Below are 26,444 nucleotides of genomic sequence, written 5' to 3' on the forward strand. Positions count from 1 at the left end.
GGTTTCCACCTCCTCCGGGGGGTGTGGGGGGTGAACAGCGGATCGCGGGTTTTCCGCATTCCGCCCGTGACCTGCGGAAACGCCAGTTTCCGGATCGCGGGTTTTCCGCAGTTCGGCTCCGGATCGCGGGTTTTCCGCATTCCGGCCCTGACCAGGCGAATCGCGGGTTTTCCGCAGTTCGGAACCCTGGTCCGCGCCCGGATGGCGGGTTTCCCGCACTTCGGCTCCGACCTGCGTGGATGCGGTGATGCCCAGATCGACGTACTGCTGGTTGTTGGCAGGGTTCCGGAACACCCGGGTCACCCACGCGGGCCGCTTCATCACCTCGTCGTACACCGAAACCCGGGCGAGATGGCCCGCCTTGGTCAGGCGGCCCGCGATCGCGCTGTACCGGTCCTTGCCCATCTTCCAGCCCATCTGCTGGAGGTCCTGTCTGATCGCTTCCATGGTCGAAGGCAGCGTCGGGTCACGGAGCAGGAGCTCGGCCAGAACCCCAATGTCCTCCGGCTGAAGGCCCGAGGTCCGTACAAGCTCGCGCCTCAGCACGACTTCCTCGGGGGCCTCCCACGCGCGCTCCAGATAGCTGGAGCCGAACTCCTCGTTCACAGGGCGTCCCCCATCACTCGCGTGATCCTTGCGGGGGTGCTACTTGCCGGGCAGCCTCGGCCCGGTACGCTCTTGGACATGAGCGACCTCGTTCTATGACAGGTGCGGGAGCGTTCTTGCCAGCGGGCTGCGATCCGCTGTTGTGCTTGAAGGGCCGGCCGAGCTGCGAACTCGCCGGTCCTTCGCGCGTTCCGGTGCTGTGATGGCGCCGCCGTAAGCCGTTCATCCGGGATCACCCGGCCGGGCGCGGGGCTTCTTGTCCCGGCCGCGGCCGCGCGGGTTCGGCGGCTCCTTCTCCAGGTACTCCAGGAAGATCTTGGTCTCCATGGCGCGGGCGTTCGCGATCCGCTCGTATGGGACCTTGCTGGGCCCGTCGCCAAACGGCCAGGACTCTCGAGACCGCGCGATGTGCCGGACGGAGTCGGCGGTGGCTTCCGGGTCGATGCCCAGCTGACGTAGCAGAGCCGCGCCGGTGGCGAATGTGACGAACGTGGGCAGGCTGTTCCGGCGGTCGCTCATGCGATCGCCTCAACCTTGCGGGGACTTTTCACGTGACCCCGGAAAAGGCATAGAGTCATGCCGAACCCTTCTGCTGGAGTGGTTCACCTGGCCGCTTGTCTTCGCAGGTCAGCGGCTACAAGGCGGTCGGCCGGTCTCTACACCGGTCGGCCGTCATAAACGTGCAGGTCAGACGCTAGACGCTCACTTCTCGGTCCTCCTTCACGCCGCGAGGGCGTTGATCGCTTCCACGGTCTCGACCGCCGTGCGGTTCCCGGCATACCGGGGCGCGCTGAGCATCCCCGCCAGCCGATCAGCCCGCTTCACGATCCACGAGATCTGTTCCTCCAAGGGCAACGACAGCACCGGCCGGATCGCGTCGGCCGCGCCCTCGACGTCGTCGAGCTGCACCCGGGCCGTCGCCAGATAGATGTGCGCCAGGCGCTCATCGTCCAGGGACCGCTCCGCGTCCGGGCCGGCCTGCCACAACGCGATCGCCGCCGATGCTTCTCGCACCGCCCGCTCCGCGTCGTGCCCGCCGTCCAACCAGATCAGAGACGACCCGGCGTAGTACGACTGCTTGGCCCGGCTGAACCCGAAGAGGCCCTCGATGGAGTCCTCCCGCCGGATCCGTTCCCGAGCCAGCTCCGCACCGTCCAGCGCGCGGTTGGCCGCTCGGGAGTCACCGAGGTTCGCCAAGCACTGGGCTTCGCCACAGCGCAGCCGCGCCTCGCCAGTCCCGTGCCCGCCGCCGACCCACTGGTAGCCGTCCTGGATGTACTCCAGCGCTCGGCCGTAGTCGCCCTGGAACCGTGAGATCAGCGACTTCGTCCCCGCGACCCATGCCGCGAGCTCCGCGTCGCCCGCGAACTCGGCGCACCGCCCTGCGGCCACCGCGTGCGCGTGGGCCTCGACGGCGTCACCCAGGTCGAGCAGCGCGTACGCCAACACGCCGGACAACCGTCCTGCGGCGACGTACAGGTCCGCCCGGTCGGCCGGCCGGAAGTGGCCCGACCGCAGACGCTCGAAGGCCTCGCCTCGCAGCGCGTGAGCGCGGTCCATCATCGGCGCCGGGGGACAGGCCAGGTAGTCGACCGCAGTCGACTCCACACCCTCCTGCAGCTCCGAGATGTCCAACTCCGCCAGAGCCGTCAGATCGTGCGACATCGCGAGGGCAGCAGCACGCACCTGGTGCGCCGCAGCAGCTTCTCGCCGCGCTGCATCCTCCTGCCGCCACTTCGCCACCAGCAGGCCGTTCCCGCCCAGAGCCTCGTCGGCTCTCTCCGCAACCTCGAACGGGGCCGGCCTGCGGCCGGACTCGAAGGAGTGCAGAGACGTGCGGTCGTAGTGGACGTGCTGCGCGAGGCGGGCCAAGGACCAGCCAGCTTCCATGCGCAGCTTGCGGAGCAGCTCCGGGAACGTCGTCATGCGGTGAGTGTTCCTCCTCTCGTGTCTCGTCGGGAGTGCGTCGTGCGGCTTATGTCACTGATGCCGGGAGCTGGGCTGTTGTCAGATCCGGCCATGGCCGGTTGACAACAACGGCTTCCTCGGCGCCAGGAGTTGGCGGTGGTGCCATGGGCTCGTAACCGATCGCAGCCCTCGGGGAGGCCCCAAGATGCCGTCACGACTCGTCCGTCTCCCTTTGGCGGCGCCGGCTATCCCGGCTTGCTGCCTTTGCTGCGTGGGCCACGAAGTAAGTCTTCGCGATCTTCCAGTCGAGAACCTTGGCCCGGCCGATCGTCTGGACGGGTGGGAAGTCCTCGTCGGTCTTGTACAGCTGCGAGATCCGCTGGTGACTCATGGTCGGGGCGATGCCTTCGTCCACCACGCGCTGCGCAGCTTCGCGGAAGGTCACCAAGTCGGGTCCTCCTTCATCCGTAGCGATGACGTGTCCCTCCATCTTGCGCCCCTGACTTGCCATAAAGCAAGTCAGGGGCTAATGTCGTTATCGGCACAACAGAACGGCCCCAATCCAGCATTTGCTGGACCAGGGCCGCGTGTCCGACCCGGTGCTACCAACACCGCGAAGGACGAGAACCCGCCCACCTGCGCATACAGGAGGCCGATCCGTATGGATCGTAACCGCCACATGGCTACTCGCACACTCGCCCTCCCCGACATCGCCGACGCGCTGCGCCGGATGAAGCGTGACGACGAGCTCGTCACCCGTCCGGCGCGCCGGACGCTCAAGCAGATGCTCCCCGGCTACGAGCGTCAGCCGATCCTCCGCCTGGCCCCGCACGTTGCGTACGATCCGGCCCCGACCACCGCGACCGTGAAGCGGGTGGCGTGATGGCTGATCGTGAACTGTCGCCGGATGAGATGCGCGCCGTCGAGCTGCTGATGCAACTCCAGGCCCTCTCCCCGGACACCGCGACCACCGTCCTGCGGATCAGCCTCCGGATGCCCGACGGCAGCTACATCGGTGACGCACTGCTGTCCGCCAACGCGGTCGCCGCGCTCAACGACGCGACGCTCTCTTTGGTCGCCTACCGGGAGCAGCAGGCCCCCGAAACCGCCATCGACCCGTTCCTCCTCGCTGACCTTGAGGAGCACTGCATCGGTCTCGACGTCGACGGGCTGATGGCGATCGCCGCGATCGACCCGAAGCACGCCGTGGCCGCGTTCGACGAGATCACCGAGGACGGGGAGCTGTGATGGGCGACTACCCCTGGCTCCATGTTCCTGGCGAGGCCGCCCCCATGCAGGCCGGGGTCGGTGTTCCGCCGCTCGATGAGGAACTCGAAGGCGCGCTCGATGACCTGGCCGGGATCCATGCCGGGGTCGACATGTTCCGTGACGGGATCCGGCTCCTGGCCGTGGACCTGCACGACGCCGACAAGACGCAGACGATCCTGACCGCGATCGCCGGGTCCGGTGGCGTCGACCTCCTCGACACCCTCGGCCTCCTCGTGCAGCGCCTCACCAACCCCGCCTCCAACCCGGCCCTGCGCGACCTCGACCCCGAGACCGTGAAGCAGATCCAGCAGCGCGGCGAGCAGTACGCGTACGAGACCGCCCTGTACGCGCCCCGCGAGCACACCAACGACATCGCCGGGCTCATCTCCGGCCCCTGACCACCCTCCCCGAGGGGTCCGGCCCGGGAGCCGACAACGGGCCAGACCCCCACCACCCGCACGGAGGCCTCGATGCACACCGGCAGCCCCGACGAACTCCGCCGCAAGGAACAGCGCGCCCAGACGATCGCCACCCAGATCGCCGAACTTCTCAACCACCTCGAACAGACCGGCCCCGTCACCGCGAACGCCGGCCGTATCACCGGACTCGCCGTCACCATCCGCCGCACCGGAAACCGCTGGACCGCCATCCCCGACAGGAGCTGAACGACATGGCCATCCCGACCCCCGTCGAGTTCCGCGCCGCGCACGGCGACCCCGCCGACTGGTGCGGCCCCGAGATCGACGAGTACCTCGACGACTGCCTCGCCCACCTCCCCACACCCGCCCCCGCCCCGGCACTCCCGGCCGCCGCCTGACCTGAAGGAGAACCACCGCCATGAAGCTCTGGAACCGCAAGCACACCCAGCCCGCCCCCGTCGCTGCGCCCTCCGTTGAGGCTTTCATCGCCGGCGTGAAGACGTTCATCGCCGACCTCGAGGACCGCGACCTGCTCGCCGTCGACGCGATCGGCACGACCGGCGAGATGCCGTTCACCCCCGACCAGTGGGCCGCCTACCCCCTCAACCCGTACCGGCTCGAGCGCCGCGCCTACTTCGGCGGCCCGTCCCCCCTCGACCTCCCCAACGACCTGCCCACCTCCCGCCGCAGCGCCGCCTGAACCCCGAAGGAGCCCGACATGTCCAGCAAGGAGACCGCCGCGGCCGCCGCCGTCGCCGCCGGCCAGCACCTCATCAACACCGCCGCCGCGCACGGACCCACCAGCCCCGAAACCCAGCAGGCCACCAACGCGGCCGCCGCCGCCCTCGACACCGCCGAGGCCGCTGGGTGCACCCGCACCGACTACGCCAACGCCCGCAACACCCGCTGACCCCGCCCCCGTCGCTCCTCTCCCGAACCGGAAGGACACCGCTCACCATGACCACGACCCCGGCCGGCCCCCAGCCGCCCCAGCTCCCCGCCCTGGGGGAGTGGCAGCCCCTGCCCACCGCCGGGGCCGCCCCCCACACCGCCCCGAACTCGCTCTTCGACCCTCTCGTCCAGCCCGCCGGGCGGGACTACAAGAAGTGGGCCATCCGTATCGTGCTCGGCCTCGTCATGGCCGCCGCCCTGGGCGTCGGAACCTGGTCGATCTTCACCCTCCTCACCGACACGTTCCACACGCCCAAGCCGATCGCCCTCCTCGGCTGCGGCCTTTTCGACGTCGCCGCGATCTTCTTCGCCCTCCTCGGCCAGTCCTACGCCACCACCACCGACTCCGGCCTCGCTCCCCGCCTGGCCATGTTCGCGATGGTCTGCACGAGCTCCTGGGTGAACTGGAAGCACGCCGAACTCGAGAAGTGGGGGACCGTCGGCGGCGTCATCTTCGCCTCCGCACCCGTCATCGCCGAGCTCGCCTTCGAGATGTGGCACAAGTTTGAACACCGCGCCACGCTCCGCGCCCTGGGCCGAGTCGCCCAGACCCTCCCCGTCCTCGGGAAGTGGGCGTGGATCGCGCACCCGTTCCGTTCGCGTAAGACGCTCGACGCTCACATCCGAGCGGCGCTCACCGAGCACGAGGCCGTCGCGGAACTCCGCGAAGAACTCGCCACGGAGCGGGCCGCCACGATCCTCAGCGGGGGCGCCACCATCCTGGAGCGGGTCCCCGCCCCGACGCCCCACGCCACGTTCGCTCAGATTCCGCTTACCGCTCCGGAGCGCCCCGAGCTGGGAACCGGTAGCGCCGTGGAGCGGCCCACCGTGGCGCCCGCCACGAACACCACCGCTGTGGCGCCCCAGGGCGCGGCGAGGCGGGGCGCCACCGGCACGCCCTGGAGCGCCATCACGGAGCGGCCCCTGCCCGCCACGGCCGACGCCACGGACCCCGCCACCACCCTCCACGACGACAGCGCCACCCACGGAACCGCCACCGTCGACGAGGCCACGGATCCTGACGCCACGATCACCGCGACCGTGGCGCCCGCCACGAAGAAGACCGACGCCACCGAGGCCACCGGCCGCGGCGCGGCGAAGTCGGCGATCCTCAGCCTCTACTCCCGGCACGGCCGGCGGCCCCTGGAGTCGGAGATGGTCACCGAGCTGAAGCGGATCCGGTCCAAGCACACCTCCCGGCAGTACGCCAACAAGCTGCGCGCCGAGATCGAGGCGCAGCAGCCGCACCTGGCCGCGCTCGGCGCGGAGAACGTCCGGGCGCTGACCGGCACCGACGACTGACCCCTGCGGGCCCTCACCGAAGCGCCGACCGGGGCCCGTGACTTCCACTCCCACTCCGACTGCGACTCCGACCGAGCCGCCCGGATGCCCCCTCTGAACAGGCACAACCCCCGTACTCGCACCACCCAGTCGCAATCGCAGTCGCAGTCGCAGTCGACCTGGAGGCCCCCTGTGAACCGCACAGCACCACCGGCCCAGACCGCCCAGACCCCGCCCGCCTTCGTCATCAGCCCGGCGCCCACCGCACCGGCAGCTCCAGGTCCGGCGCCCGCAGTCACCGCCAACTGGCCCGTCCCGCCCTCCCAGCAGCCGCCGGCCGAGACTGCTGCCCGGCCTCGTCGTACGGCGGGCGGTCGCGGTATGCCGGTCGGTCCGGTCTTGGCCGGAGCGGGCAACGTCACCGCCCTGACGCTGACCGCCGCGTACCAGTACGGCGGGCCCGTGGCGGCCGCCACCACCGGTGCCCTCATGGCGGCCGGCGCCACCGGCGTGGCGCTCCGCCGCCGCGCCGCCGTGCGTCGGGGAGCGTCCTTGCGTGGCGCCTCGCGCGGGGGACTGCGTGGCGCTACCGGTGGCGGGTCTCGTGGCGCCGCCAAGGCGGGCCGTACTCGATCCGGCGGCGCCTCCCGTGGCGCCATCGGCAGCAGGCGTGGCGGGTCGGCGGGCGCCTCCAGGAAGACGCTCCGTGGCGCCATGGCGTCCGTGGCGGGTCGCACTGTGGCGCCCCGGAAAGCAGGCGCCATGGATTCCGCTTCTGGCCGTGGCGGCGCCCCAGGGCGTGGCGGCCGCCACGAGCAGACTGCGGCGAGTCGGGCCGGGGCGGGACTCCTCGGTGGCGGCAGGAACCGCCGCGGCGACACGACCGCTCCGGCGGGGCGCCGTACGACGGACGCCCGCCACGGCCGCGCCACGGGTACAGCCGAAAGCGCGAACCGTTCAGCAACGAGGCGCTCCGGCACGGTCAAAGCCGCGCTCGGCCGCGCCACCCGCGCAGCGGCCCGCGGTACCGGCCACATCGCGCGCCGCGCCGCTGTCGCCGGGTGGAACGCCACCGGCCCCGCCCGCGCCGCAGCGAAGCGAGCCGCCATCAGCGCCGCGAAATCCACGGCCGCCGGACTCGCCCGCCAGATCCGCAAGGCCCCCGGCGCCCTGGCCGATGGGCTCCTCGCCACCACCGCCGGACTGCTGTCCACCCTGTGGCACCGCAGCTGGAGCGCCGGATCCGAACGCCTCCGCGACGTATGGCGCAAGCTCCGTGCACGCCGCGCCCGCAAGCAGGCCGAGAACACCCCCCAACCCACCCCCACCCCCGCCCCGGTCGGCCCCCTCGTCCGCCGGCCCACCAGCGCCATCCACACCCCCACCACCGCCAAGGGAGGACCTCTCATGTCCGGCGGACACCACTTCGTCGCCCCCGCCATGGAAATGGCCCGCATCGCCGCCAACTACCAGCCCCAGGGCATGCTCCAGGTCGGCGAGGACTTCTCCGGCCTGTCTGAAGCGCTCGAGCTTCACGCCACCGCCATGAAGACCACCGTCGAAAACGCCGACGCGCACTGGCCGCTCGACCCCACCATCGTCGACCTCATGCGGCAGATCTACGGCCTGCAGATGAAGGCCGCAGAACTTGCCCGCGAACTCCGCCCCGCGTTCGAGCAGCTTCACGGCGTCGACCTCGACCGGCTGCGCAACCCCCGCAAGGGCGCCCACGCCGAGGCCATGTGGGACGTCCGCTCCAACCTCTAACCCCGCCCAACCCGGCCGCCCCACCGGCGGCCGGGCCCCTCCCTCCCGACCATCCTGAAAGGCACCCCGATCACCGTGAAGCTCGACTGGGAACGCGGACACGGCCCCGTCACCGGCCCGATCAACGCCGCCGCCGCCACCCTCACCGCAAGCTGGGCCGGTCACGTACTCGACACCCCCTGGCCGACCGCCGCCGTCATCACCGGCGCCGGCCTCCTCGGCACCCACATCGCCGGACGCATCCGCCACGTCACCCGCACCACCCTCGCCGTACGCGCCGCCGGATGGCTCGGCGCCGGAGGATGGTCCTGCTGGGCCATCGCCAACAGCCCCTGGAGCACCTGGGGCATCAGCACCCTGGTCGCCGGCTCCATCGGCTTCGGCGCCGCGATCGCCGGCGCTCACCGCGCCGAACAGCAGGCGCCCGCCAAGGCGGCCGCCGCCGAGCAGGCCGCCCGCGACACCGAGAGTGAGGCCAGCCGCGGCAAGCTCGCCGCCGAGTGGCAGGAGCGCATCGCCCGCGTCTGCAACGTTCCCGGTGTCACCATCCCTAACGTCCAGACCTGGGACTCCGGCGCCGGCTACACCCTCGACGTCGAACTCGCCGACGGTGCCACCTGGAAGAACCTCGCCAGCCGCACAGACGCCCTCGCCGGGGACGCCAAGCTCCCCGAAGGCTGCGGCGTCGACGTCGCCCCCGGCGCCCACCGCGGCGCCGCCCTCATGGACGTCTCCACCGTCAACCGGCTCATCGAAGACGTCGCCTACCCCACCGACTACTCCCCGCTCACCGTCAACGCCCCCACACCCATCGGTATCCGCCGCGACGGCACCCCCTACGGCCCGGTCAACCGGCAGGCCTCCATGCTCCTCGTTGGCCAGCGCGGCTCCGGCAAGACCAACCTCATGAACGTCATGGTCGCCAACCAGTGCCGCATGACCGACAGCCTCACCTGGGTCATCGACCTCAACGGCGGAGGCCTTGCACTGAAGTGGCTGCGCGCCTGGACAGAAGCTGGCCAGCCCGGTCGCCCGCCGATCGACTGGGTCGCCGACACCCCCGAAAAGGCCCTCGTCATGGCCGAGGTCCTCGTGCGTATTTCCAAGGCCCGCAAGACCGGCTACCAGGACCGCGAGATCGCCGCCAACGACGACAAGCTGCCTGTCGACCACGAGGTGCCCGAGATCCGTGTCCTCAACGACGAAGGCGCCGAAATCTTCAGCACCCGCTCTCGCCGCGACGAGACCCTCCGCGCCATCGCCGACTACCTTGTCCAGACCGTCGAGATCGCCCGCGCCGCCGCGGTCAACGTCACCACCTCCGGCCTGCGCGCGACTCAGGACGTCCTCTCCGACCCGCAACTCCTCAAGCAGTCCACTTTCAAGGCCTGTATGAAGGTCGCCGACGACTCCGAACTGAACTACCTCTTCGGCTACAACCACGGCGTCTCCGCGGAAGACGCCCCCTACCCGGGCTGCGCGCTCGTCCGCGACGGCGACGGGGCCGCTCACCCGATGAAGATCTACCGACTCCGGCCGGCCCAGATCCTGGACATCGTCAAGGCCACGGCCGACCGGCACCCTGCCCTCGACGAGCTGTCCCGAACCGCAGCCGGGCCTGCCTACGACCACCGCTGGGACGACACCAGCCACCTTCTCGGCACTGGCCCCGCGCCCGTACCTATCCAGGCCACGTCCGCCCCCACCACTGCGCCGGCCGCCCCGGTTACGCCCGCCCGTCCGGCCAGCAACGTCACCGCCAACTGGGACACTGCGACGGCCGACGGCATTGAGGAAACGATCGCCGCTGCCGACGCCGCCAAGAAGCGCCTCCATGACGCCATCAATGAGACCACCAGCCGCGATAACGACCTCGACAAGCAGTTCATGGACGTAGTCCAACAGGGCGGCCTCACCTGGCAGGCTCCCTCCAACCCGCTCACCAGCGACGACAACTCCGACAGCGACGCCACCACCGACGCCCGTTACCAGCACGTCTACCGCATTGTCGAAGGCGCTGGCCCCTCTGGCATCGGCCCCGCCGCCATCATCGACGCATTCACCCAACTCCACCCGGAGGAGAAGACGCCGAATGCGACCGTCATCGGCCGCTGGCTAAAGGCCGACGACCGGATCCACCAGCCCAAGTTCGGCCGCTACGCCATCAAGCCGTCCTACGGGGGCGAAGAGTGACCAATGACCAGTGTCTTGTCTCCGGATGCGTCGCACCGTGCTTCGTGAAGCACCCCCTACTGCTTTGCCGACGACATGCCGTGCAGGTTTCCGCAGCCGTCACAGATCTCCTGCATGCGAACGCCCTGGCCAGCACAGCAGATCTGCTCGATGCCGACACCACGGACATTGATGAAGCCCAGATCGCAGAAGAGGAGGTATGGAGCCAGTCCTCCCACACCCCAGTCGTCTACTTCATGACCAACGGCGACCGAATCAAGATCGGAGTGAGCACCAACATCACGGCACGAGTCGCCGCTCTCTCCCTCCGCCGGAGCAACGTCCTCCTGCTCCTCAACGGCGACTTCCTCCTCGAGTCCTCCCTGCACAAGGCATTCACGAGCGACCGCATCGCGGACACCGAATGGTTCGTCTACTCGGCACGCATTCGAGACTTCGTCACACGAAAGCATCAGGCGCTGCAGTCGCTTCGACAGCCGTCACCGACGCAGACAATCCCAGCCCAGCAGCCCCAGACCGCAGCGGACCGACGCCATCCCCGACGCACAGAGATCACAGAGCTGGTCCGCAGGGCTGGAGGCGCCGGCATGACAGTCAACGACGTCCGCCGACGGATCGCAGCTGCCTACCCCGGCGAAACCCCTCCGTCGGACACCGCCATCCAGAACTGGTACGCCGCCCACCCCAACATCACCAAGCCCGGCCGCGCCGTCTACTTCTGGACCGACACCCCCGACCAGACCACCGAGTAAGCGACCACCATGCGCACCACCACACTCCCGGAGCCGGACCCCGACACCCTCACGGTCCGGCTCCCCGACGGAACCCTCGTCCTCATCGCCCGCCTCGAACCCGGCCTGCCCGTCGACCGCAGCCCGCTCCGCCGGGCCCTGGCCACAGCCCACCTCCTCACCCCGAGGGACTGACACCTGATGGAGACCCAGCCCCGATGCAGACCGCCACCCTCCTCACCCCCGACGCCCTGGACCTCGAGGCCGCCGCCCTCTACGACACCGCCGCCTGGCAGCAGATCGTCACCCACTGGGCCACCACCACCCCCGAACCCCGCCCGCGCGCAGCGACCGAAGCGACCGACCCGCCGACCACCAGCGACAGGCCGGCGGGGGAGTGGCGCCACCTGCTCACCGCCACCGTCGACGAACTCGTCACCACCGCACTCGCCCAGATCCCCCCAGCCCCACCGGCCGAACGGCCCCTGCCCGGCCGCCTCGGCGCCACTCTCCCCGACCGCCTCCACACCTGGCGCCGCATCGGACAGACCGATCTGCGCCCCAGCGTCCACCTCGCCTACGCCCGGCAGATCCTCACAGAGTGGGGCTGGCAGAACGAGCCGTACCGTCTGCGCGATGCCCGCGGCGCCCGCTGCATCTGCGGCGCCCTCCTGGCCGCGCACCGCCTCGGCTACGGATCCACCAGCACCGCCCACCGTGGGGCCGCCTGGATCGTCACCGAACTACGCGCCCAGGGCTGGACCGACCTCATCGGCCCCTGGAACCGGGCGCCCGGCCGCAACGCCGACCATGCCCTCGACCTCCTCGGCGCCGCCATCCGCCGCGCATCCCAAGCCGGCGAGTAGCCGCTCCATGACTCCGCCCGTTGCCCGTTGCCATCTCCGGGACGCAACGGGCAACTACTACCGGGGGCGTCACAGCCCAGGAAGGCTGAAGCCATGCAGATCACCCACCTCGACGGGACCGGTCCCGTCGCCGCTGTCATCCGCTCGATCGGCGCCCGCCACGACGGCGCCCACGACCTCGTCACCGACGGCCTCTACCTCGACCTCCGCCACGCGCTGCGCAACCCTGCCGACGACCCCACCATGCGCTACCGCACCGGCCTGGACGAAGACGTCTACGCCCACGTCCTGGCGACGCCCGGCGCCCGAGAGTTGATCGCCCGGACCGCCGTGCAACTGCGGGCCCTGGCCGACGAGGCCGAGCCGGGCCGTCTGGTCCGCCTCACCGTGGCGTGCCAGGGAGGCCGGCACCGAAGTGTGGCGGTGGCCGAGGCGGTCGCACGCCGCGTCTGGGCCGCCTGGGGCGGCGAGTACGGCGTCGAGGTGGAACACCACCACATCGACCATCCCGTACTGCCCGCCTCCACCCCCGTCTGATCCACCAGGCCGAAGGAGGACGGTCCCGGCGGCAGGGGGAAGCGCCCCGGACAACCGGGCGTTCATCCGTCAGCATGATTCTCGTACGGCCGGCCTGGGAGCCCCGGTGTCCCCGCGCCCCTTCCAGGCCAGGCCGTGCCACCCTCGAACCGCGAGCCCCTGTGTCTCCCCGTCGCACGGACTCGCCCGGCCCCACCGGCCGTCCCGGCCGGTGGGGCCCACCCATGTCCAGGCCTACTTCACGATCCGCCAGCGCCCGCAACGCTCCGTCTTGAACTGCCCGTCCGTCGCCCGGATCGTCACCGTGATCTCCTGCGCCGACGTCGCGAACTTGTTCTCCAGGACCGTCCCGTCCTTCGCCGTCCGCTCCCAGTAGCAGTCCTTCAGATCACCCGTCGTCCGGTACGTGCCCGGCGCGATCTCCCCCTCGTCCGCGCCGAACTCCGGCTTCACTGGCTTCGCCTTCACCGTCCACGTCCCGTCGTCGTACGACCACACGTGATCCCCACCCAGCGCCTTCAGCGTCTTGGCCGACCACCGCGGACACAACTCCGGCATCCCCGCCTTCAACACCTCGGCCTGGTCGCCCTCGGTCCGCTCCGCGATCCACTCACCCGGATCCGTACCGACCTTGTTCTGCGTGTCCATCGACTCGCAGATCATCACCACGTACTGCGACGGCGCGCTCTCGCTGCCGTCGCCCACCAGCCACCCGTTCTCGTACGCCAGCTTGTCCAGCCGGCCCGCCGGGGTGTCCGCGAACGTCGGCTCCGCCGGCTCCTCCACAGCCGGCGAGGTCGTCGTCGCCGACGGCGTCGGACTCGGGCCGTCACCGGCCTTCGCGTCCCCGCCGTCCCCGCACCCCGCGAGCAGCGCCACCGCGGCCACACCCGCCGCAGCCATTCCCACCCCACGCACATGTCTCATGCGCGCAGAATGCCACCCCGCCCCGAGCAGGGGGACCGAAACCGGAACCCTGGGGGATCATGTAGGGCAAGGCGCGGGGCCTGACCACAGCGGGAGCCCCACCGCCATGCCGCACTCCAAGGCAAAGCAGGCCGAAGTCCACGACCGGCGCGCCAAGCTCATCCGGCTCCGCCGCGAAGGCGTGCCCTTCGACGACCCCCGCATTCTCGGCCTCGGCTACACCAGCCGCAACGCCGCGACGAAGGACCTGATCCGCGCGCTCGCGGAGAACCGTGACGCCGAGTCAGCCGAAGCTTCCGTGTACCGGCAGCAGGAGAACGAGCGCCTCGACGCGCTGCAGGCCGCGATCTGGCCGCAGGCTACCGAGAAGCGAACGGTGTACAGCAGAGACGGCTCCCCCATCGGCGAATCGGTCGACGTTCAGGCCCAAGCCACCGTCTTGAAGATCATGGAACGGAGGGCGAAGCTCAACGGCCTCGACATGCCCGTCCAGACCGAGGTGTCCGGGATCGCAGGCGGACCGATCGCCGTGTCGACCGCAGACCCCGAGAAGCTGGCCGCGATCATCGCCGCAACCAGCCGGCTGGACACCGGCGACCCCGCCAACACAGCCACCTCCACCCCGGCCGATGACGACAGTGAGGGCGCGGAATGAGCACCGAACACGCTGATGCCATCGCGGAGGAACTCCACCGCCGCACTACCCGTCTCTACGAACTGGCCGCCGCCGAAGCATTCACCGCTGCAAGCCGAGGAAACTCCGAACCGACCAACCCAGTGGTCGAGCACGTGCGTGGCGAGACCATCGGACTTCGCGGCGCCCTCGGCATCCTCCTCGGCGGAACCGTGGAAGGCGGTACAGCAGACCAGCTCGCCCTTGCCTACTACGAGCAGTGGCTCATCCGGGAAGCGACGTCCGGGTGACCACGGCTCTTGAGCGGCAGGTAGCGATCTACCGCACCCTGCCCCCCGAACAGCGTGCCGCCATCACCCGCCTCGCCGACACCGACACCCGGGCCGCCCTGGCCTGGGCCGAGCAGCAGATGGCCATCGAACGCTCCCCAGGCGCCATGGCAGCCGCCCTCACCGGGGGCCGGGAGTGGCAGGCCCGGCACCTCGACCTCATCGACAAGGCATTCGTCCGCATCGCCGCCGGTGAGCGCATGCGGGTGCTCCTCAACATGCCTCCTCGGCACGGGAAGCAGGTCGCCGACTCGGAGCCGGTGCTGACCACCGAGGGGTGGAAGCGTCACGGCGACCTCCAAGTCGGCGACTACGTCTACGCCCCCAACGGCAACCCAGTGCTGGTCCAATGGGTCTCCGATCCTTCGGACGAGAAGATGCGGGTCACGTTCAGCGACGGACAGTCGGTGCTCGTCCACCCCAACCACGAATGGTCGGTGTACGACCGAAGCCGGCGCGCATGGAGAATCGTCGAGACGCGTTACCTGACGACACAGACCCTCCACTCTGGGCCGCAGGGCCGCCGCGGCGGCCGTTACCGGTTCCAACTTCCGCCAGTCGGGCCGCTGCAGAACCACGACGCCGACCTCCCCGTGGACCCCTACACCCTCGGGGTATGGCTCGGTGACGGCACGACCGGCAAGGCATCGTTCTGCGGTACGGAAGAGGACGTCAACCACATCGCGGACCGCATCCCCTACGTCCTGGGAGCGCGCTGGATTCACCCCATTACCGGGGTCCACTACCAGTACATCAAAGGGCTGATGGCCTCCCTCAGGGCGGCTGGCGTACTCAGACGGAAGCACATCCCGCAGCGTTACCTCGTCGCTTCCGAGCGCCAGCGGCGTGACCTCCTGGCCGGCCTCGTCGACACGGACGGATCCCTTGGGCGCGACGGGCGCATCCGCTTCGTATCCGCATCCGAGGAACTCGCAGCCGACGTTCGTGACCTCGCCCGGACCCTCGGCTACCGGGCGAACCTCACCTGGCGTGCCCCGGACACACGCGAGCGGTCCATCTGGGGCGACCACCCGCTGAAGGGGGGCGCTTGCTGGGTCACGGACTGGACACCGCACGATGGACTTCCGCAAGGCACACTGCCACGCAAAGCGATCAAGCACCCGGTGAAGACGAAGCGGCGCATCGGATTCGCGACGGTCGAACCGGCGGCACCGGAGCCAGGGCGATGCATCCAGGTCGAAGGCAGCCTCTACCTCGTCGGCCGAGGTCTGATGCCCACGCACAACAGCGCTCGGGCGGCACGCTGGGGTCCCTTGTGGTACCTGGCCCGCAACCCCGAGCACCGCGTCATGATCGCCTCCTACGCGGCCAAGCTCGCTGAAGGCCACGGCCGGTGGATCCGGGACAGTATCCGCGCACACGGCGATGCCATCGGCATCAACCTTCGCTACGGGTCCCAGGCAGCGAATCGGTTCGACCTGGAGAACACCGAGGGAGGCCTTGTTACCGCCGGTGTCGGCGGCTCGCTGACCGGCATGGGCGCGAACGTCGCCATCGTCGACGACCCTCTGAAGGACGCCAAGGACGCCGACAGCCCCGTCAAGCTCGCCACTCTCTGGGACTGGTGGCAGCAAGTCATCAACACCCGCATGGAACCCAACGGATCCATCATCGTCATCCAGACCCGCTGGTCGGAGAACGATCTCGCCGGCCGTATCCTACAGAGCGGCGCCGAGGACTGGACGGTCATCAACCTCCCCGCCATCGCCATGACCGCCGACGACCCCCTCGGTAGAAAAGTCGGCGACCCGCTCTGGCCCGAGCGCTTCCAGCGCAAGCATCTTGACCGGTTCAAGAAGGCCGTCGGCGAACGAGGCTGGTGGGCCCTCTACCAGCAAGAACCCAGACCGCTAGAAGGCGGCGTCTGGAAATGGCCCTGGATCACGGACAACCGCATCACCCCCCAGGCGTTCCGCGGCGTCGACCTCACCCGCACCCTCGTCGCCATCGACACCGCCGGCGGCCGCGACGACAGCGACGAAGTCGGCCTCATCGGCGGAGGACGCGACGCAGCAGGAGAGATGTACCTTCTCGCCGACAAGTCGAAGAAGATGGGGGCAGCCGAATGGGGGCGCGAAGCGTGTCTCCTGGCCATCGAGCTTCAGGCAGACGCTTGGGTCGTCGAGTCGAACTTCGGCGGTGACATGGCTGCACAGATCCTGCGTCAGGCCTGGCAAGAACTTGAGCGTGAAGGAGCCACCAGGGGCATGCTGATGCCCCGGATCATCGAGGTCACCGCCAAGGTCGGCAAGAGGCTCCGTGCCGAGCCGGTAGCGCAGCTCTACGAAAACGGACACGTCCATCACGTGGGCGAGTACCCGGGGCTGGAAGTGCAGTACGTGTCCTGGATCCCCGGCATGGACTCACCCGACCGCCTGGACGCTGCTGTCCATCTCCTGACCGAACTCGCCGACCCGGCCGCAGCGCCTGCCACGAGCGGCTCCTATGGCGACAGCCGGCTTCGCGGGCGCAGGTGACGGGTGGCGGCTGCCTGGGGGATCGACGCACGGCGGGCCCCGTACGCTGATCACATGGCGCGGGGCCTGTCAGCGGAGGCGTGCCCGTGGGCCTGTTCAGCGGCGTCAAGGACGTCATCATCGACGCGTGGGGCTGGCTCAACTACAAGCCTGTCTTCTCCGACTCCCTGGGTATGCCAAACCGGCGGGCGTTCCCCGAGGCCCACGCCTCGTGGGTGCCGGCCGCCGACGAGCGGCGCCTGGCCGCCTACAAGCTCCTCGCCGCGTACGACAACAACCAGGTCGCCGAGCTGACCGAGATCCGTGACGGCGATACGCCGTCCGATCGCCGCGAGTTCGGCGACCCCAGCATGTTCGTCGACACCATCGTGTCCAACGTGATGGGCCGCGAGCAGCACATCGTCGTCCCCGGCGCCGACGCCGACCCCGACGCGGACGGTGAAGCCGCGGCGAGCGCGGCCGCCGCCGAACGCGTCCAGACCCTCCTTCGGGACTGGGCCGAGAACGAACTGCTCACCATGCGCATTCTCCAGACCGAGCGAAAGGCCGTCAGCCTCGGCGACGGCGTCTACCACGAGTTCTGGGACCCGGCCAAGCAGCGCGTCCGCGCCCGCACGTACGACCCCGGCTTCTACTTCCCCGTCCTCCCCGAAGACGGCGACGGCTCCGAGTACCCCGACCGTGTCCACCTCGCCTGGGAGCTCCCCGAGGACAAGAAGCGCGGCCTGCCCGCCCGCCTGCGCCGCATCACGCACGAGCTGGACTGGATCCGCCCGGCGACCGGGTCCGGCGTCGACCGGACCGGCCGGCCCGTCCGGGCACCGCTGATGTCCGAGCCGACCGACGACACCCCCGCCGCTCCGCTCCTTGGCCGCGGCGACCAGGTCGACGACACCGGCCTCATCTCCCGCACGTATCCGTGGAACGACGGCCCGTCGTACCGCACCTGCTACCTCACCGACGCCACCTGGGACCTCAGCGACCTCAAGGGCAACATCGACGTCGACAACCTGCCCATGGACAAGGCCCGCTTCGCGACCAGCCCGACCGGGGAAGTCCTCGACCACCTCGACCTGCTCATCGACTTCGTGCCGATCATTCACGTCCCCAACACCGTGCCCCCGGCGGAAGAGCACTGGGGACAGTCGTCGCTCGCGAAGGTGCTGCAGGTCTTCGACGAGATCTCCGGCACCGACACCGACTCCGCCCGCGCCTCCGCGACCACCGGTTCGCCGATTATCTCCATCTCCGGACGCCCCACCAGCGGACGGCAGGCCCAGATGTCCGTCGCGGCCGGCATGGTCTTCGAACTCGGAGAGGGCGGCCGCATGGACGTCCTCGACACTTCCCCGCAGCTCGCCGAGCTCCGTAATCAAGGCCACGACCTCGCCGACCGCGCCGCGAACATCGCCCGCCTCCCCGCGGTCGCGCTGGGCACCATGGATCCCTCCAAGGTGCCGTCCGGGTACGCCTTGGAGCTGTCCCTCGGCCCGCTCGACTCCCTCATCAGCTCCATGCGCCTGGCCCGCGCCCACAAGTACGCGCTCCTGCTCAAGTTCGCCCAGCGCCTCCACATCGCCGGCCAGCACCCTGACTGGGTGGGCGTCCGGCCACTGCCCGCCCAGCTCGTCTTCGGCCCGTACACCCCGACCGATAAGGCCGCTGTCCTCGACCAGGTCACCACCGCCTACCAGGCTGGCGTCATCTCCCTGGAGACCGCGGTGCGCACCCTGAACGAGTCCGGTTGGGCCATCGACGACATCGAGCAGGAGATCGCGCAGATCCAGGCACGCCAGTTCGAGCAGGCCCGGTTCCTCGCCGATGCGACCGGTTCCACCGACGCCGTCGGCAAGTACCTCGGTATCGACATCACTCCCGACCGGGTGCCGCCCGCCCCGAAACTCCCGACCACCAACGAGGACGACGACGCCCTCGTGGACCCGGCACCGGGGAGCGGGGGGAACGAACAGTGAGATCTGTGGTGTCCTTGGATCAAGGCGCGGGGCCTGAACTGTCCTTGGGAGGACCTGCCCTCATGCGTCGCCCCGCGCAGACTCGCACCGCCCCCGTTGTGTCGTCCGCATGGGCCCGCCCTTACACGGGCATCGAGGCCCTGGCCGTCTTCTACAACGGCGACCCGGCCGTCACGCCCCCGGCCGTCCCCACCCCGGCTGAAGTCGCCGCCCGCGCCCAGCAGCACCAGAAGCCCGGCGCGCCCACGGTCGTCCCGCCCGAGGCGCGCGTCATCAACGACGACCGGGAACTCCTCATCGACAAGTACACCGGTCAGCCCATGACCCAGGGCCGCTTCTCCGTCATCATGACCCGCGAGAAGGACAAGGGCCGTGCCGCCGCACTGCGGGAACTGTGCGAGGCGTCCGGGCTTCCCTTCGACCCGGACAACTTCGACCCCAAGCAGTTCGGCAAGCTCCTGAAAGGCGCGGAGGAGACCCGCAAGGCACAACTCAGCGAAGAGCAGCGCCGAGCCGAGGAACTCAACAACCGGGAACAGGAGCTCGCTGCCCGCCTCGCGGCCGCCGAGGCCAAGGAGCAGGCCGCGGCCACCCTTCAGCGTGAGACGCAGATACGGGCCGAGCTCGTCCGCCTGGGCGCCACCGGTGATGACCTCGAAGACGCCTTCGCCCTGGTGAAGGGCAAGCTCGCGGACGACGCCGACGCCGCGGCCATCACTGCGGCCGCCGCTGCCCTCAAGGAGCGCCGCGGCGCCCTGTTCGGCGGCACCCCGGCCCCCCAGAGCCTGCCGCCCGCTCCCGGCGGCGCCCCCGCCGGCGGGCCGCCCGCCCGGACCCCCGTATCGGGCAAGGACGCTGTCCGCGCTGCCGCCCGGGCCCGAGCCATCCAGATGGGCCTGCGCAGCGACGACGCAGCCTGACCGCCAGACCAGCACCACCCGAGGGACCACGCCCTGACCCCCGTGGACGGCACCACACCAGGTGCCCGCACCTATCCCGCGCTCACGCGAAAGGGGTCACGGCGTGGACATCCAGCCGTACACCACCACCGAGACGCTCGTCGTTGGCCGCCCGTGGCTGATGAGCATGCTCGGCATCGAAGCCAACCAGACCGTCACCCTCGACCTCACGAAGTTCAGCCAGAACCTGCACTGGACCGAGGCGTCGAAGTACCAGCCCGAGCGGAAGCTGAAGTCCGGCATCCCCCTCGGCAAGATCACCGCGTCCGGGCTGTACGCCCCGTACGCCGCCGTCACCAACGAGGTCCAGACCCTCACCGTGACCGGCGCTCCGACCGGCGGCACCTTCACGATCACGTTCACCGGCCAGACCACCGCGGCGATCGCCTACAACGCCACCGCCGCGGCGGTACAGACCGCGCTCGAGGCGCTGTCCAACGTCAACCCGGGCGACATCGTCGTCACCGGCAACGCCGGCGGCCCGTGGACGCTGACCTACGGCGGCCAGTACCTCGGCGAGAACGTCGCCGCCGTCACCACCACCGAGGCGTTCACCGGCGGCACCACCCCGGACATCACCATCGCCACCACGACCGGCGGCGACACCCCCACCGCGTCGGACGGCTCGCAGATGTTCGCCGGGTTCCTCTTCACCGAGGTGTCGTTCTACCCCGGTCACACCAAGGCCGCCGCAGCGCTGATGGTCCACGGCCAGATCAACGTCGCCAAGCTGCCCGTCGCCTTCGACCCGACCGACGTCCCGGCCGGATCCAACACCCAGTTCGCCTACGGAATCTGACCAGGAGCCACCATGACCGACATGATGGAGCTCCTGCTCCGCGACCTGAACCCGACGGAGATCCAGGCTTTCGTCCGGGAGATCCAGACTCCCGCCGACTACCTGCTCACCCAGTCCGTCATTCCCGAGCGCACGATCGACTCCGTGAAGTGGGAGCACCGGGGCACCCGCCGCAGGGTTGCCGCCGCGTCCTACCGAGCGTGGGACGCGCAGACCAAGGTCGCCACGCGTGAGATCACGCAGTTCGCGACCTCCGGCAAGCTCCTGCCCCTCGGGCAGAAGTACATCGTCGGCGAGTTCGAGACCATCCTGGAAAGCCTCGACCGCGGCATGGACACCCGCGACCTCGTCCGCGCCGTATACGACGACGTTGCCGCACACGTGCTGTCCATCAAGAAGCGCCTCGAGCTCGCGGCCGGCGACCTCCTCATCGACGGCAAGTTCACGCTCACCGGCGAGAACAACCTGTCGATCGAGGCCGACTACAGCGTCCCGTCGGCGAACATGCCGACCGCGCCGACCGCGTGGACCGACCCGACCGCCGACATCCTCGGCGACGAGATGCGCTGGATCGAGGTCCTGCGTGCCTCCGGCGCCCCGACGCCCGCCCGGGCGCTCACCTCGTACAAGACGTGGGCGCTGATGCTGTCCAACGACTCCTACCGTGCCGCCTACTACGGCAGCGTGAACTCGGCGTCGACCATCCCCACCGCCGTCCTCGCCCCGAACGAGGTCAACGTGGTCCGGGCCCGCTACAACCTCCCGCCGATCACCACGTACGACGTGAAGATCGAGCTGGACACCGGATCGGACGTCCGCGTGCTGCCGGAGGACATGTTCTTCCTCCTGCCGCCGAACCCGTCTCAGTGGGCCGAGACGCAGTACGGCCTCACTGCCGACGGCCTGATCCTGTCCCAGGGTTCGAACCCGGCGATCCTGCGCGAGGAGGCTCCCGGCATCGTCGTCACCCGCGGGTACAACGACGACCCCCCGCAGGTGTACACGAAGGGCTCCGCCGCGGCGCTTCCGGTCATGTACACCCCGGACATCCACATCGCCGCGACGGTGTGGTGACCCATGGCCGCCCAGCTGAACAGCACCGTGTACGTCCAGGACCCGGACACGCACCAGACGGTGGAACTGGCCCCGGGTACGACCCCGGAGCCGCGTCTGGCGGCGCTCGTGACGAACCCGGCCGCCTGGGTCGACGGCAAGCTGCCCCGCCTACGGACTCAGGCCAAGGCCGAGACCCCGGAGGGCGACGGCAAGACCCCTTCCGGCGACGACCCGGACGCCGCCTCTGGCGACGGATCGGGCACCGACTCCGGCGACGATGACCCCACCGACCCGGACGCCAACCCCGACGAAGTGAGCAGCCAGCAGGCCGCGCCCGTAGTCGAGGAGAAGAAGCCGGCCGCCCGCACCGCGGCCAAGAAGACGGCCACGCGCAAGCAGGCCGAGACCGCCGCCGAGGGCACCGGCGGTCAGTAAGCGGAGTACGGGCCCGGACCCCGGTGGGGGCGCCGGACCGGGCCCGTACCTCGCCCACCCCCTTCCCACCCCAACCGCCTGGAGGAGCCGATGACCGAGGCCATCCGCGCCTGGCTGCTCGCCCAGCTCGGCGCCACCACTGACCTCATCGACCTCGAACAGCGCTACGCCCGCCTCGGCACCGCCCGCGCCGTCGCCATCGAAGTCCTCTACGAGCGGATCGCGAAGCTCCGCACCCAGCCCACCAGCGTGAACCTGTCCGGCGTCGTCGCCGTCTCCTACACCGAGAACATCAAGGCGTACGAGCGGCAGATCGCCGCGCTGGAGGCCGGTCAGCCGCCGTCCCCGGACGATCCTGCCCCCGACCCCACGGCCGGCGACATCGGCGTCATCCACCTCGTGCCCCGGGCCCGGCGATGACCACCCCACTACGGCGCCGCTCGCTGCGCGCACGCCTCCAGGCCCTCATCACCGACGCCACCGGCCGGATCACCGCCGCCTGGCGGATCCTCACCACCGCACAGACACGGCTCCTGACGGCGCTCGCCGCCGTCCGGCCCGGACGCACCGCGCTCGCCGCGATCCGCGCCGCGACCCTCGCCTTCCAGCAGGCCCTCGCCGCCTTCGACCGCGCCGTCGCCGCGTTTGCCGCCCGCTGGGCCGCCACCGACCTCCCCGCTGCCTACCGCGAAGGCGCGTACGCCACGCTCGACCACGCAGGCCGCCCCCACCGCCCCTGGACGTGGACTGGCCGCCACCAGGGCGCCATCACGAGCCTCACCGCGCAGTACTACGCCGACCTCATGGGCCGCCTCGCCGAAGCCCTTCGCCGCGCCCGCGCGTTCCTCCGCGCCGCCCTCGACGCCGCCCGCACCCGCGCCGACCGGTTCTCCGCCGCCCGCTTCGACCGCGACCTGTTGCAGCGCGAGCACCCCCTCGGCACCGTCATCTACTCCGGCGACGCCCGCCACCCCGTCGAATCCTGGGCCCGCGCCGCCCTGTCCTGGCAAGCCGTCACCACCGCCAACGCCGGCGCCATCCGCACCGCTGCCGACGAACTGCGCTGTGACTGGATGGAAGTCCGCGACGGCCGCGACTGCGGCTGGACCACGCACGACGACCCTGACCGCGCCCACGGCACCCTCCGTACGGTGCAGGACGCCCTCGCGCACTCGGTCGCCCACCCGCACTGCCAGCGCGAGTTCTACCCCCGCCCCGACATCATCTCCCGACCCGACTACGCCTTCGGAGGACCGTTCTGATGCGCATCACGCTGAGTACCTCCGACAAGACCGTCCACCTGGCCACCACCAAGGGCGAACACGTCAGCGTCCGCGCCGCCGAGAAGGCCGCCCTGAGCCTGTTCCACGCCCTGCCCGGCCCCGCGCCGGAGCCGGCCAAGCCCCCCATCGGGTTCGCCGTCGACTCCGACACCGAACGTGCTGACCCGGACCTTGCAGCGGCTGACGAGAACGAGGAGTAGCCCATGTCAGCCCAGTTCTGGAAACGCCTCCACGTGACCCTCTTCGTCGTATGGCTGCTCCTGCTGCTCCCCACGGTGCTGTGGTGGAAGTCCTCGATCCCCTACCTCGTCGGCATGTCGTGGTACGCCATCGCCATCGGCCACATCAGCTCCTGGCAGGCCGCCCGCGCGGAACGCAAGGAAGAGAAGAAGGAGTCCACCCGGTGAACGACGCCGACGGCGCGCCCCTGAGCCTGGCCAGCACTCCCCACCGAGTCCGCATCACCACCGACGGGATCACGTCCACCGTGCAACTGGGTGACGTCGACCTTTCCGACCAGCTGCGCGCCTTCACCCTCGAGCAGCGTCTCGGGCAGCCGCCCATGCTCGTCCTCTACGCCGCCCCGCACCGCGACGGTGCCGTGTTCGACGGCTTGGCGCACGTCGTCGTCGGAGAGGAGCAGCCCGCGCCCGCGCAGCTGATCGCGGACTTCCTTACCTCCCTGGACCCGCAGGCCTTGGAGCAGGCGGCGCTGGACCGGGAAGACCTCGGAGACGACCGGTACGCCCTCGCCCGCGCGATGCTTCAGCAGGCCGCCGACTGGGCGCAGGGGAAGACGACCTGATGGCCGGCCTCGACGACGTCCTCGCCGACATCGGCACATGGGTGGGGGAGAACCTCCTCCTCGACACCGTGCAGATCGTCCTGCCCGGGGCGGGAGAGCCCGACCTCAACCCGGCCACTGGACAGCTGGAGTACCCGGCCGACACCGTGCTGTACGAAGGTGCCGGCGCGGTGCAGCCGGTGTCCGGGCCGCCTGTCATGAGCGTGATCGACGCCAACCTTCCCTGGCCGAAGGCCACCCGGTCCGCCTACCGACTCTTCACCCCGCTGAGTGCCCCCGTCCCGCCGAAGGACGCCATCGTCACCGTGACCGCCGTCCACGATGGGGGAGACAGCGAGCTCCTGGGCCGATCCTGGACGTGCGCCGACCAGGGGCGCGCGGGCACGGCGCAGGCCGTACGGAGCACGCAGCTCGATCAGCAGCGGAGCCCGGCATGAGGACCGTCGACCTGGACCAGCTCGCCGACCGGCTGGAGGCTGCGGCCGACGCCATCGGCCCGGCCATCGAGCGCCGCATGCGGCACGTCGGAGCCCGCGGGGTGGCCGCCATCCGCAGCAACGCGTCCGGCCGGCCCGGGCCGAACATCATCACCGGCGCCTACTGGGCCTCGTGGAAGGACGTCCACCAGCCGATTCCGCACGGCGCCCAGTGCACCATCGGTACCAGCAAGCCGCAGGGCCGCCGTCTTGAGTTCGGGTTCTACGACATGACCGACTCCCTCGGCCGACACTTCTTCCAGCCGCCCTACCCGCATGTGCAGCCCGCGCTGCCGTTCATCGGCGCGACTCTCCGCGAGCAGATGGGCCTGGCCGCCGAGGAGGCCCTCACGTGATCGACCGCCGCACCGCCACGAACGCGTTCGTCACCATGCTCGTCACCGGCACCGGCCTGCCCGTCGGCCGTAGCAAGGCGCCCGCCGGGGTGAGCGGCCCGCCGTACTACGTCGTCGACGCGCTCACGACCGAGCTGTCCGGCGCGCCGCTCGCGGACGAGCACGAGGATGCCGACCTCGTCTACCAGGTCACGTCCGTGTCCGGCCCCGACCCGGAACGCCCGGAGTCGTCCGGCGCGCTGGAGCAGGCCGAGTGGATGGCGGACAAAGCCCGCCGCGTCGTCCTCGAGCGCCACCCCACAACCGGACTGTGGCTCCACACCCTGACCGTCCCCGGGCACAAGGTGATCCGCCGCGGGCTCGAGACCGAACCGGGGGGAACGAATGATCCAGGCGATGCCATCATCAGTTACGTACAGCGGTTCAGGTTCGCCCTGACCCCCGCCTGAGCCGTTCAGGCGCGCACGACCGCACCGCGGCGGGACCCCACGCGGACGCCACCAACGCAGGTGGCCGCCAGAAGCCGCACGCGCATTTCAAGGGGTCCCCATCATGGGCAGGTTTTCCCGCAAGGGCGTCACGAAGATTCTCTTCACGGAGACGATCGCCTCCGAGTCCTACATCCCCACCCGCGCCGAACTCAGCAGCGCCACGAAGCTCACCAAGCAGATTTCCTCTGTCGAAGGCTTCGTCCTGGAGAACGCGGAGATCGAGACTCCGGACCTGGAGTCCACGTTCACCTCGAAGATCCCCGGCGACGACCAGGCTGCCGACAGCTCGCTCACCTTCTACGAGGACGACGTCTCCAGCACCCTGGAGGAGACCCTCGCCAAGGGCACCGTCGGCTTCATCATCATCCTCCGCAAGGGCGACATCCCCGCGAACAAGTCGATGGACGTCTATCCGGTGCGGGTCGCCTCCCAGTCGGCCGCGATCACCGTCGACAACGAGCCCGCCCGCTGGACCGCCCGGTTCTCCATCACCGACACCCCGGCGCTCAGCATCGCCGTCCCAGCCGCCGGCACCGACGAGGTCCAGACCGTCACCATCACCGGCTCCCCGACCGGCGGCACCTACACGCTGACGTTCTCCGGCCAGACCACCGCGCCCATCGCGTACAGCGCCACGGCGTCCGCGGTGCAGACCGCACTCGAGGGCCTGTCCAACATCAACTCCGGTGACGTCGTCTGCGCGGGCGGCCCCCACCCGGGCGCCCCGGTCACGGTCACCTTCGGCGGCCAGTACGACGGCCAGGACGTGCCGCAGATGACCGCGACCAGCTCCCTGACCGGCGGCACCAGCCCGGCGGTCACCGTCACCACGACCACCCCCGGCGGCTGACCCCGCCCTCCCCCCAGTCCCCGGCCGGGCCCGACGTGTTCGGGA

At 70.2% G+C, this 26,444-nt stretch carries 36 protein-coding genes; 31 read left to right on the forward strand and 5 right to left on the reverse strand.

Features of this window, described 5'->3' with window-relative positions; all coding sequences use genetic code 11:
- The 4 genes from ACF06X_RS33170 to ACF06X_RS33185 form a co-directional block, all read right to left on the reverse strand.
- Nucleotides 1-606, reverse strand: a 606-nt coding sequence (locus ACF06X_RS33170; RefSeq protein WP_392291031.1) for a hypothetical protein, incomplete at its 3' end; no start/stop codon positions are given.
- Nucleotides 607-828: 222 nt separating this feature from the next.
- Nucleotides 829-1,125, reverse strand: a complete 297-nt coding sequence (locus tag ACF06X_RS33175; protein WP_392291032.1) for a hypothetical protein — start codon at nucleotides 1,123-1,125, stop codon at nucleotides 829-831.
- 201 nt (nucleotides 1,126-1,326) lie between these two features.
- The gene (locus tag ACF06X_RS33180) at nucleotides 1,327-2,532 is read right to left on the reverse strand and encodes a helix-turn-helix domain-containing protein (protein WP_392291033.1); all 1,206 of its coding nucleotides are present in this window, start codon (nucleotides 2,530-2,532) and stop codon (nucleotides 1,327-1,329) included.
- A gap of 193 nt (nucleotides 2,533-2,725) precedes the next feature.
- A complete protein-coding gene (locus tag ACF06X_RS33185; protein WP_392291034.1) occupies nucleotides 2,726-2,959 on the reverse strand; it encodes a hypothetical protein in 234 nt (77 codons plus the stop codon).
- Between the two features lie 234 nt (nucleotides 2,960-3,193).
- Here ACF06X_RS33185 and ACF06X_RS33190 point away from each other — a divergent pair, with 234 nt between their 5' ends.
- From ACF06X_RS33190 to ACF06X_RS33255, 14 genes are all read left to right on the forward strand, one after another.
- Complete coding sequence (locus tag ACF06X_RS33190) at nucleotides 3,194-3,397, forward strand: hypothetical protein (protein WP_392291035.1); 204 nt, start codon at nucleotides 3,194-3,196, stop codon at nucleotides 3,395-3,397.
- On the forward strand, nucleotides 3,397-3,762 hold the full coding sequence (locus ACF06X_RS33195) for a hypothetical protein (protein WP_392291036.1): 366 nt from the start codon (nucleotides 3,397-3,399) through the stop codon (nucleotides 3,760-3,762). The genes ACF06X_RS33190 and ACF06X_RS33195 overlap by 1 nt, the downstream gene beginning before the upstream one ends.
- On the forward strand, nucleotides 3,762-4,181 hold the full coding sequence (locus tag ACF06X_RS33200) for a hypothetical protein (RefSeq protein ID WP_392291037.1): 420 nt from the start codon (nucleotides 3,762-3,764) through the stop codon (nucleotides 4,179-4,181). Before ACF06X_RS33195 ends, ACF06X_RS33200 begins: the two co-directional genes overlap by 1 nt.
- A 72-nt stretch (nucleotides 4,182-4,253) precedes the next feature.
- Nucleotides 4,254-4,448, forward strand: a complete 195-nt coding sequence (locus tag ACF06X_RS33205; RefSeq protein WP_392291038.1) for a hypothetical protein — start codon at nucleotides 4,254-4,256, stop codon at nucleotides 4,446-4,448.
- A 5-nt stretch (nucleotides 4,449-4,453) separates the two neighbouring features.
- Entirely contained in the window at nucleotides 4,454-4,600 is a 147-nt protein-coding gene (locus ACF06X_RS33210; RefSeq protein WP_392291039.1) for a hypothetical protein, read from the forward strand.
- 20 nt (nucleotides 4,601-4,620) lie between these two features.
- Nucleotides 4,621-4,902, forward strand: a complete 282-nt coding sequence (locus ACF06X_RS33215; RefSeq protein WP_392291040.1) for a hypothetical protein — start codon at nucleotides 4,621-4,623, stop codon at nucleotides 4,900-4,902.
- A gap of 18 nt (nucleotides 4,903-4,920) precedes the next feature.
- The gene (locus tag ACF06X_RS33220; RefSeq protein ID WP_392291041.1) at nucleotides 4,921-5,112 is read left to right on the forward strand and encodes a hypothetical protein; all 192 of its coding nucleotides are present in this window, start codon (nucleotides 4,921-4,923) and stop codon (nucleotides 5,110-5,112) included.
- A gap of 47 nt (nucleotides 5,113-5,159) precedes the next feature.
- On the forward strand, nucleotides 5,160-6,455 hold the full coding sequence (locus ACF06X_RS33225; RefSeq protein ID WP_392291042.1) for a DUF2637 domain-containing protein: 1,296 nt from the start codon (nucleotides 5,160-5,162) through the stop codon (nucleotides 6,453-6,455).
- Nucleotides 6,456-7,196: 741 nt separating this feature from the next.
- Complete coding sequence (locus ACF06X_RS33230) at nucleotides 7,197-8,201, forward strand: hypothetical protein (protein ID WP_392291043.1); 1,005 nt, start codon at nucleotides 7,197-7,199, stop codon at nucleotides 8,199-8,201.
- A gap of 75 nt (nucleotides 8,202-8,276) precedes the next feature.
- A complete protein-coding gene (locus tag ACF06X_RS33235; RefSeq protein ID WP_392291044.1) occupies nucleotides 8,277-10,394 on the forward strand; it encodes a hypothetical protein in 2,118 nt (705 codons plus the stop codon).
- A gap of 80 nt (nucleotides 10,395-10,474) precedes the next feature.
- Nucleotides 10,475-11,146 carry a GIY-YIG nuclease family protein gene (locus tag ACF06X_RS33240; protein WP_392291045.1) on the forward strand — a complete coding sequence of 224 codons (672 nt, stop codon included), beginning with the start codon at nucleotides 10,475-10,477 and terminating at the stop codon, nucleotides 11,144-11,146.
- A gap of 9 nt (nucleotides 11,147-11,155) precedes the next feature.
- A complete protein-coding gene (locus ACF06X_RS33245; protein WP_392291046.1) occupies nucleotides 11,156-11,320 on the forward strand; it encodes a hypothetical protein in 165 nt (54 codons plus the stop codon).
- A gap of 23 nt (nucleotides 11,321-11,343) precedes the next feature.
- Nucleotides 11,344-11,991 (forward strand): hypothetical protein, encoded by a 648-nt coding sequence (locus ACF06X_RS33250; protein WP_392291047.1) that lies wholly within the window; start codon nucleotides 11,344-11,346, stop codon nucleotides 11,989-11,991.
- 93 nt (nucleotides 11,992-12,084) lie between these two features.
- Nucleotides 12,085-12,528, forward strand: a complete 444-nt coding sequence (locus ACF06X_RS33255) for a hypothetical protein (protein ID WP_392291048.1) — start codon at nucleotides 12,085-12,087, stop codon at nucleotides 12,526-12,528.
- 234 nt (nucleotides 12,529-12,762) lie between these two features.
- Here ACF06X_RS33255 and ACF06X_RS33260 read toward each other — a convergent pair whose 3' ends face one another.
- Nucleotides 12,763-13,455, reverse strand: coding sequence for a hypothetical protein (locus tag ACF06X_RS33260; RefSeq protein WP_392291049.1), 693 nt, complete (start codon nucleotides 13,453-13,455; stop codon nucleotides 12,763-12,765).
- Between the two features lie 106 nt (nucleotides 13,456-13,561).
- Here ACF06X_RS33260 and ACF06X_RS33265 point away from each other — a divergent pair, with 106 nt between their 5' ends.
- The 17 genes from ACF06X_RS33265 to ACF06X_RS33345 all read left to right on the forward strand — a co-directional run bounded on the left by ACF06X_RS33265 (nucleotide 13,562) and on the right by ACF06X_RS33345 (nucleotide 26,399).
- On the forward strand, nucleotides 13,562-14,110 hold the full coding sequence (locus tag ACF06X_RS33265; protein WP_392291050.1) for a hypothetical protein: 549 nt from the start codon (nucleotides 13,562-13,564) through the stop codon (nucleotides 14,108-14,110).
- Nucleotides 14,107-14,379: a hypothetical protein gene (locus ACF06X_RS33270; protein ID WP_392291051.1), complete on the forward strand. Its 273-nt coding sequence runs from the start codon at nucleotides 14,107-14,109 to the stop codon at nucleotides 14,377-14,379. The genes ACF06X_RS33265 and ACF06X_RS33270 overlap by 4 nt, the downstream gene beginning before the upstream one ends.
- Nucleotides 14,376-16,916: a terminase large subunit domain-containing protein gene (locus ACF06X_RS33275; RefSeq protein ID WP_392291052.1), complete on the forward strand. Its 2,541-nt coding sequence runs from the start codon at nucleotides 14,376-14,378 to the stop codon at nucleotides 16,914-16,916. The genes ACF06X_RS33270 and ACF06X_RS33275 overlap by 4 nt, the downstream gene beginning before the upstream one ends.
- 86 nt (nucleotides 16,917-17,002) lie before the next feature.
- Nucleotides 17,003-18,889, forward strand: a complete 1,887-nt coding sequence (locus tag ACF06X_RS33280; RefSeq protein WP_392291053.1) for a hypothetical protein — start codon at nucleotides 17,003-17,005, stop codon at nucleotides 18,887-18,889.
- 98 nt (nucleotides 18,890-18,987) lie between these two features.
- The gene (locus ACF06X_RS33285) at nucleotides 18,988-19,809 is read left to right on the forward strand and encodes a hypothetical protein (protein ID WP_392291054.1); all 822 of its coding nucleotides are present in this window, start codon (nucleotides 18,988-18,990) and stop codon (nucleotides 19,807-19,809) included.
- Between the two features lie 103 nt (nucleotides 19,810-19,912).
- Nucleotides 19,913-20,647 carry a hypothetical protein gene (locus ACF06X_RS33290; RefSeq protein ID WP_392291055.1) on the forward strand — a complete coding sequence of 245 codons (735 nt, stop codon included), beginning with the start codon at nucleotides 19,913-19,915 and terminating at the stop codon, nucleotides 20,645-20,647.
- Between the two features lie 12 nt (nucleotides 20,648-20,659).
- A complete protein-coding gene (locus ACF06X_RS33295) occupies nucleotides 20,660-21,721 on the forward strand; it encodes a major capsid protein (protein ID WP_392291056.1) in 1,062 nt (353 codons plus the stop codon).
- 3 nt (nucleotides 21,722-21,724) lie between these two features.
- Complete coding sequence (locus tag ACF06X_RS33300) at nucleotides 21,725-22,138, forward strand: hypothetical protein (protein WP_392291057.1); 414 nt, start codon at nucleotides 21,725-21,727, stop codon at nucleotides 22,136-22,138.
- A 90-nt stretch (nucleotides 22,139-22,228) separates the two neighbouring features.
- A complete protein-coding gene (locus tag ACF06X_RS33305) occupies nucleotides 22,229-22,558 on the forward strand; it encodes a hypothetical protein (protein ID WP_392291058.1) in 330 nt (109 codons plus the stop codon).
- Entirely contained in the window at nucleotides 22,555-23,400 is an 846-nt protein-coding gene (locus ACF06X_RS33310; RefSeq protein ID WP_392291059.1) for a hypothetical protein, read from the forward strand. The genes ACF06X_RS33305 and ACF06X_RS33310 overlap by 4 nt, the downstream gene beginning before the upstream one ends.
- Nucleotides 23,400-23,621: a hypothetical protein gene (locus tag ACF06X_RS33315; RefSeq protein ID WP_392291060.1), complete on the forward strand. Its 222-nt coding sequence runs from the start codon at nucleotides 23,400-23,402 to the stop codon at nucleotides 23,619-23,621. Before ACF06X_RS33310 ends, ACF06X_RS33315 begins: the two co-directional genes overlap by 1 nt.
- Nucleotides 23,622-23,624: 3 nt before the next feature.
- Nucleotides 23,625-23,828: a hypothetical protein gene (locus ACF06X_RS33320; RefSeq protein ID WP_392291061.1), complete on the forward strand. Its 204-nt coding sequence runs from the start codon at nucleotides 23,625-23,627 to the stop codon at nucleotides 23,826-23,828.
- The gene (locus ACF06X_RS33325) at nucleotides 23,825-24,226 is read left to right on the forward strand and encodes a hypothetical protein (protein ID WP_392291062.1); all 402 of its coding nucleotides are present in this window, start codon (nucleotides 23,825-23,827) and stop codon (nucleotides 24,224-24,226) included. Before ACF06X_RS33320 ends, ACF06X_RS33325 begins: the two co-directional genes overlap by 4 nt.
- Nucleotides 24,226-24,663, forward strand: coding sequence for a DUF6093 family protein (locus ACF06X_RS33330; RefSeq protein WP_392291063.1), 438 nt, complete (start codon nucleotides 24,226-24,228; stop codon nucleotides 24,661-24,663). Before ACF06X_RS33325 ends, ACF06X_RS33330 begins: the two co-directional genes overlap by 1 nt.
- Nucleotides 24,660-25,058 (forward strand): HK97 gp10 family phage protein, encoded by a 399-nt coding sequence (locus ACF06X_RS33335; protein WP_392291064.1) that lies wholly within the window; start codon nucleotides 24,660-24,662, stop codon nucleotides 25,056-25,058. Before ACF06X_RS33330 ends, ACF06X_RS33335 begins: the two co-directional genes overlap by 4 nt.
- Nucleotides 25,055-25,507: a hypothetical protein gene (locus ACF06X_RS33340; RefSeq protein ID WP_392291065.1), complete on the forward strand. Its 453-nt coding sequence runs from the start codon at nucleotides 25,055-25,057 to the stop codon at nucleotides 25,505-25,507. Before ACF06X_RS33335 ends, ACF06X_RS33340 begins: the two co-directional genes overlap by 4 nt.
- 103 nt (nucleotides 25,508-25,610) lie before the next feature.
- Nucleotides 25,611-26,399: a hypothetical protein gene (locus tag ACF06X_RS33345; RefSeq protein ID WP_392291066.1), complete on the forward strand. Its 789-nt coding sequence runs from the start codon at nucleotides 25,611-25,613 to the stop codon at nucleotides 26,397-26,399.
- Nucleotides 26,400-26,444 lie beyond the last annotated feature (45 nt).

Source organism: Streptomyces sp. NPDC015346 (assembly GCF_043078785.1).
In the GTDB taxonomy this organism is placed as follows: domain Bacteria; phylum Actinomycetota; class Actinomycetes; order Streptomycetales; family Streptomycetaceae; genus Streptomyces.

Bases quoted from the DNA above. Each gene is read 5' to 3' on its own strand.
- ACF06X_RS33175 (WP_392291032.1), bottom strand. From the start codon at position 1,125: ATGAGCGACCGCCGGAACAGCCTGCCCACGTTCGTCACATTCGCCACC.
- ACF06X_RS33180 (WP_392291033.1), bottom strand. From the start codon at position 2,532: ATGACGACGTTCCCGGAGCTGCTCCGCAAGCTGCGCATGGAAGCTGGC.
- ACF06X_RS33190 (WP_392291035.1), top strand. From the start codon at position 3,194: ATGGCTACTCGCACACTCGCCCTCCCCGACATCGCCGACGCGCTGCGC.
- ACF06X_RS33195 (WP_392291036.1), top strand. From the start codon at position 3,397: ATGGCTGATCGTGAACTGTCGCCGGATGAGATGCGCGCCGTCGAGCTG.
- ACF06X_RS33200 (WP_392291037.1), top strand. From the start codon at position 3,762: ATGGGCGACTACCCCTGGCTCCATGTTCCTGGCGAGGCCGCCCCCATG.
- ACF06X_RS33205 (WP_392291038.1), top strand. From the start codon at position 4,254: ATGCACACCGGCAGCCCCGACGAACTCCGCCGCAAGGAACAGCGCGCC.
- ACF06X_RS33210 (WP_392291039.1), top strand. From the start codon at position 4,454: ATGGCCATCCCGACCCCCGTCGAGTTCCGCGCCGCGCACGGCGACCCC.
- ACF06X_RS33215 (WP_392291040.1), top strand. From the start codon at position 4,621: ATGAAGCTCTGGAACCGCAAGCACACCCAGCCCGCCCCCGTCGCTGCG.
- ACF06X_RS33220 (WP_392291041.1), top strand. From the start codon at position 4,921: ATGTCCAGCAAGGAGACCGCCGCGGCCGCCGCCGTCGCCGCCGGCCAG.
- ACF06X_RS33225 (WP_392291042.1), top strand. From the start codon at position 5,160: ATGACCACGACCCCGGCCGGCCCCCAGCCGCCCCAGCTCCCCGCCCTG.
- ACF06X_RS33230 (WP_392291043.1), top strand. From the start codon at position 7,197: ATGGATTCCGCTTCTGGCCGTGGCGGCGCCCCAGGGCGTGGCGGCCGC.
- ACF06X_RS33245 (WP_392291046.1), top strand. From the start codon at position 11,156: ATGCGCACCACCACACTCCCGGAGCCGGACCCCGACACCCTCACGGTC.
- ACF06X_RS33250 (WP_392291047.1), top strand. From the start codon at position 11,344: ATGCAGACCGCCACCCTCCTCACCCCCGACGCCCTGGACCTCGAGGCC.
- ACF06X_RS33255 (WP_392291048.1), top strand. From the start codon at position 12,085: ATGCAGATCACCCACCTCGACGGGACCGGTCCCGTCGCCGCTGTCATC.
- ACF06X_RS33260 (WP_392291049.1), bottom strand. From the start codon at position 13,455: ATGAGACATGTGCGTGGGGTGGGAATGGCTGCGGCGGGTGTGGCCGCG.
- ACF06X_RS33265 (WP_392291050.1), top strand. From the start codon at position 13,562: ATGCCGCACTCCAAGGCAAAGCAGGCCGAAGTCCACGACCGGCGCGCC.
- ACF06X_RS33270 (WP_392291051.1), top strand. From the start codon at position 14,107: ATGAGCACCGAACACGCTGATGCCATCGCGGAGGAACTCCACCGCCGC.
- ACF06X_RS33295 (WP_392291056.1), top strand. From the start codon at position 20,660: ATGACCGACATGATGGAGCTCCTGCTCCGCGACCTGAACCCGACGGAG.
- ACF06X_RS33300 (WP_392291057.1), top strand. From the start codon at position 21,725: ATGGCCGCCCAGCTGAACAGCACCGTGTACGTCCAGGACCCGGACACG.
- ACF06X_RS33305 (WP_392291058.1), top strand. From the start codon at position 22,229: ATGACCGAGGCCATCCGCGCCTGGCTGCTCGCCCAGCTCGGCGCCACC.
- ACF06X_RS33310 (WP_392291059.1), top strand. From the start codon at position 22,555: ATGACCACCCCACTACGGCGCCGCTCGCTGCGCGCACGCCTCCAGGCC.
- ACF06X_RS33315 (WP_392291060.1), top strand. From the start codon at position 23,400: ATGCGCATCACGCTGAGTACCTCCGACAAGACCGTCCACCTGGCCACC.
- ACF06X_RS33320 (WP_392291061.1), top strand. From the start codon at position 23,625: ATGTCAGCCCAGTTCTGGAAACGCCTCCACGTGACCCTCTTCGTCGTA.
- ACF06X_RS33330 (WP_392291063.1), top strand. From the start codon at position 24,226: ATGGCCGGCCTCGACGACGTCCTCGCCGACATCGGCACATGGGTGGGG.
- ACF06X_RS33335 (WP_392291064.1), top strand. From the start codon at position 24,660: ATGAGGACCGTCGACCTGGACCAGCTCGCCGACCGGCTGGAGGCTGCG.
- ACF06X_RS33345 (WP_392291066.1), top strand. From the start codon at position 25,611: ATGGGCAGGTTTTCCCGCAAGGGCGTCACGAAGATTCTCTTCACGGAG.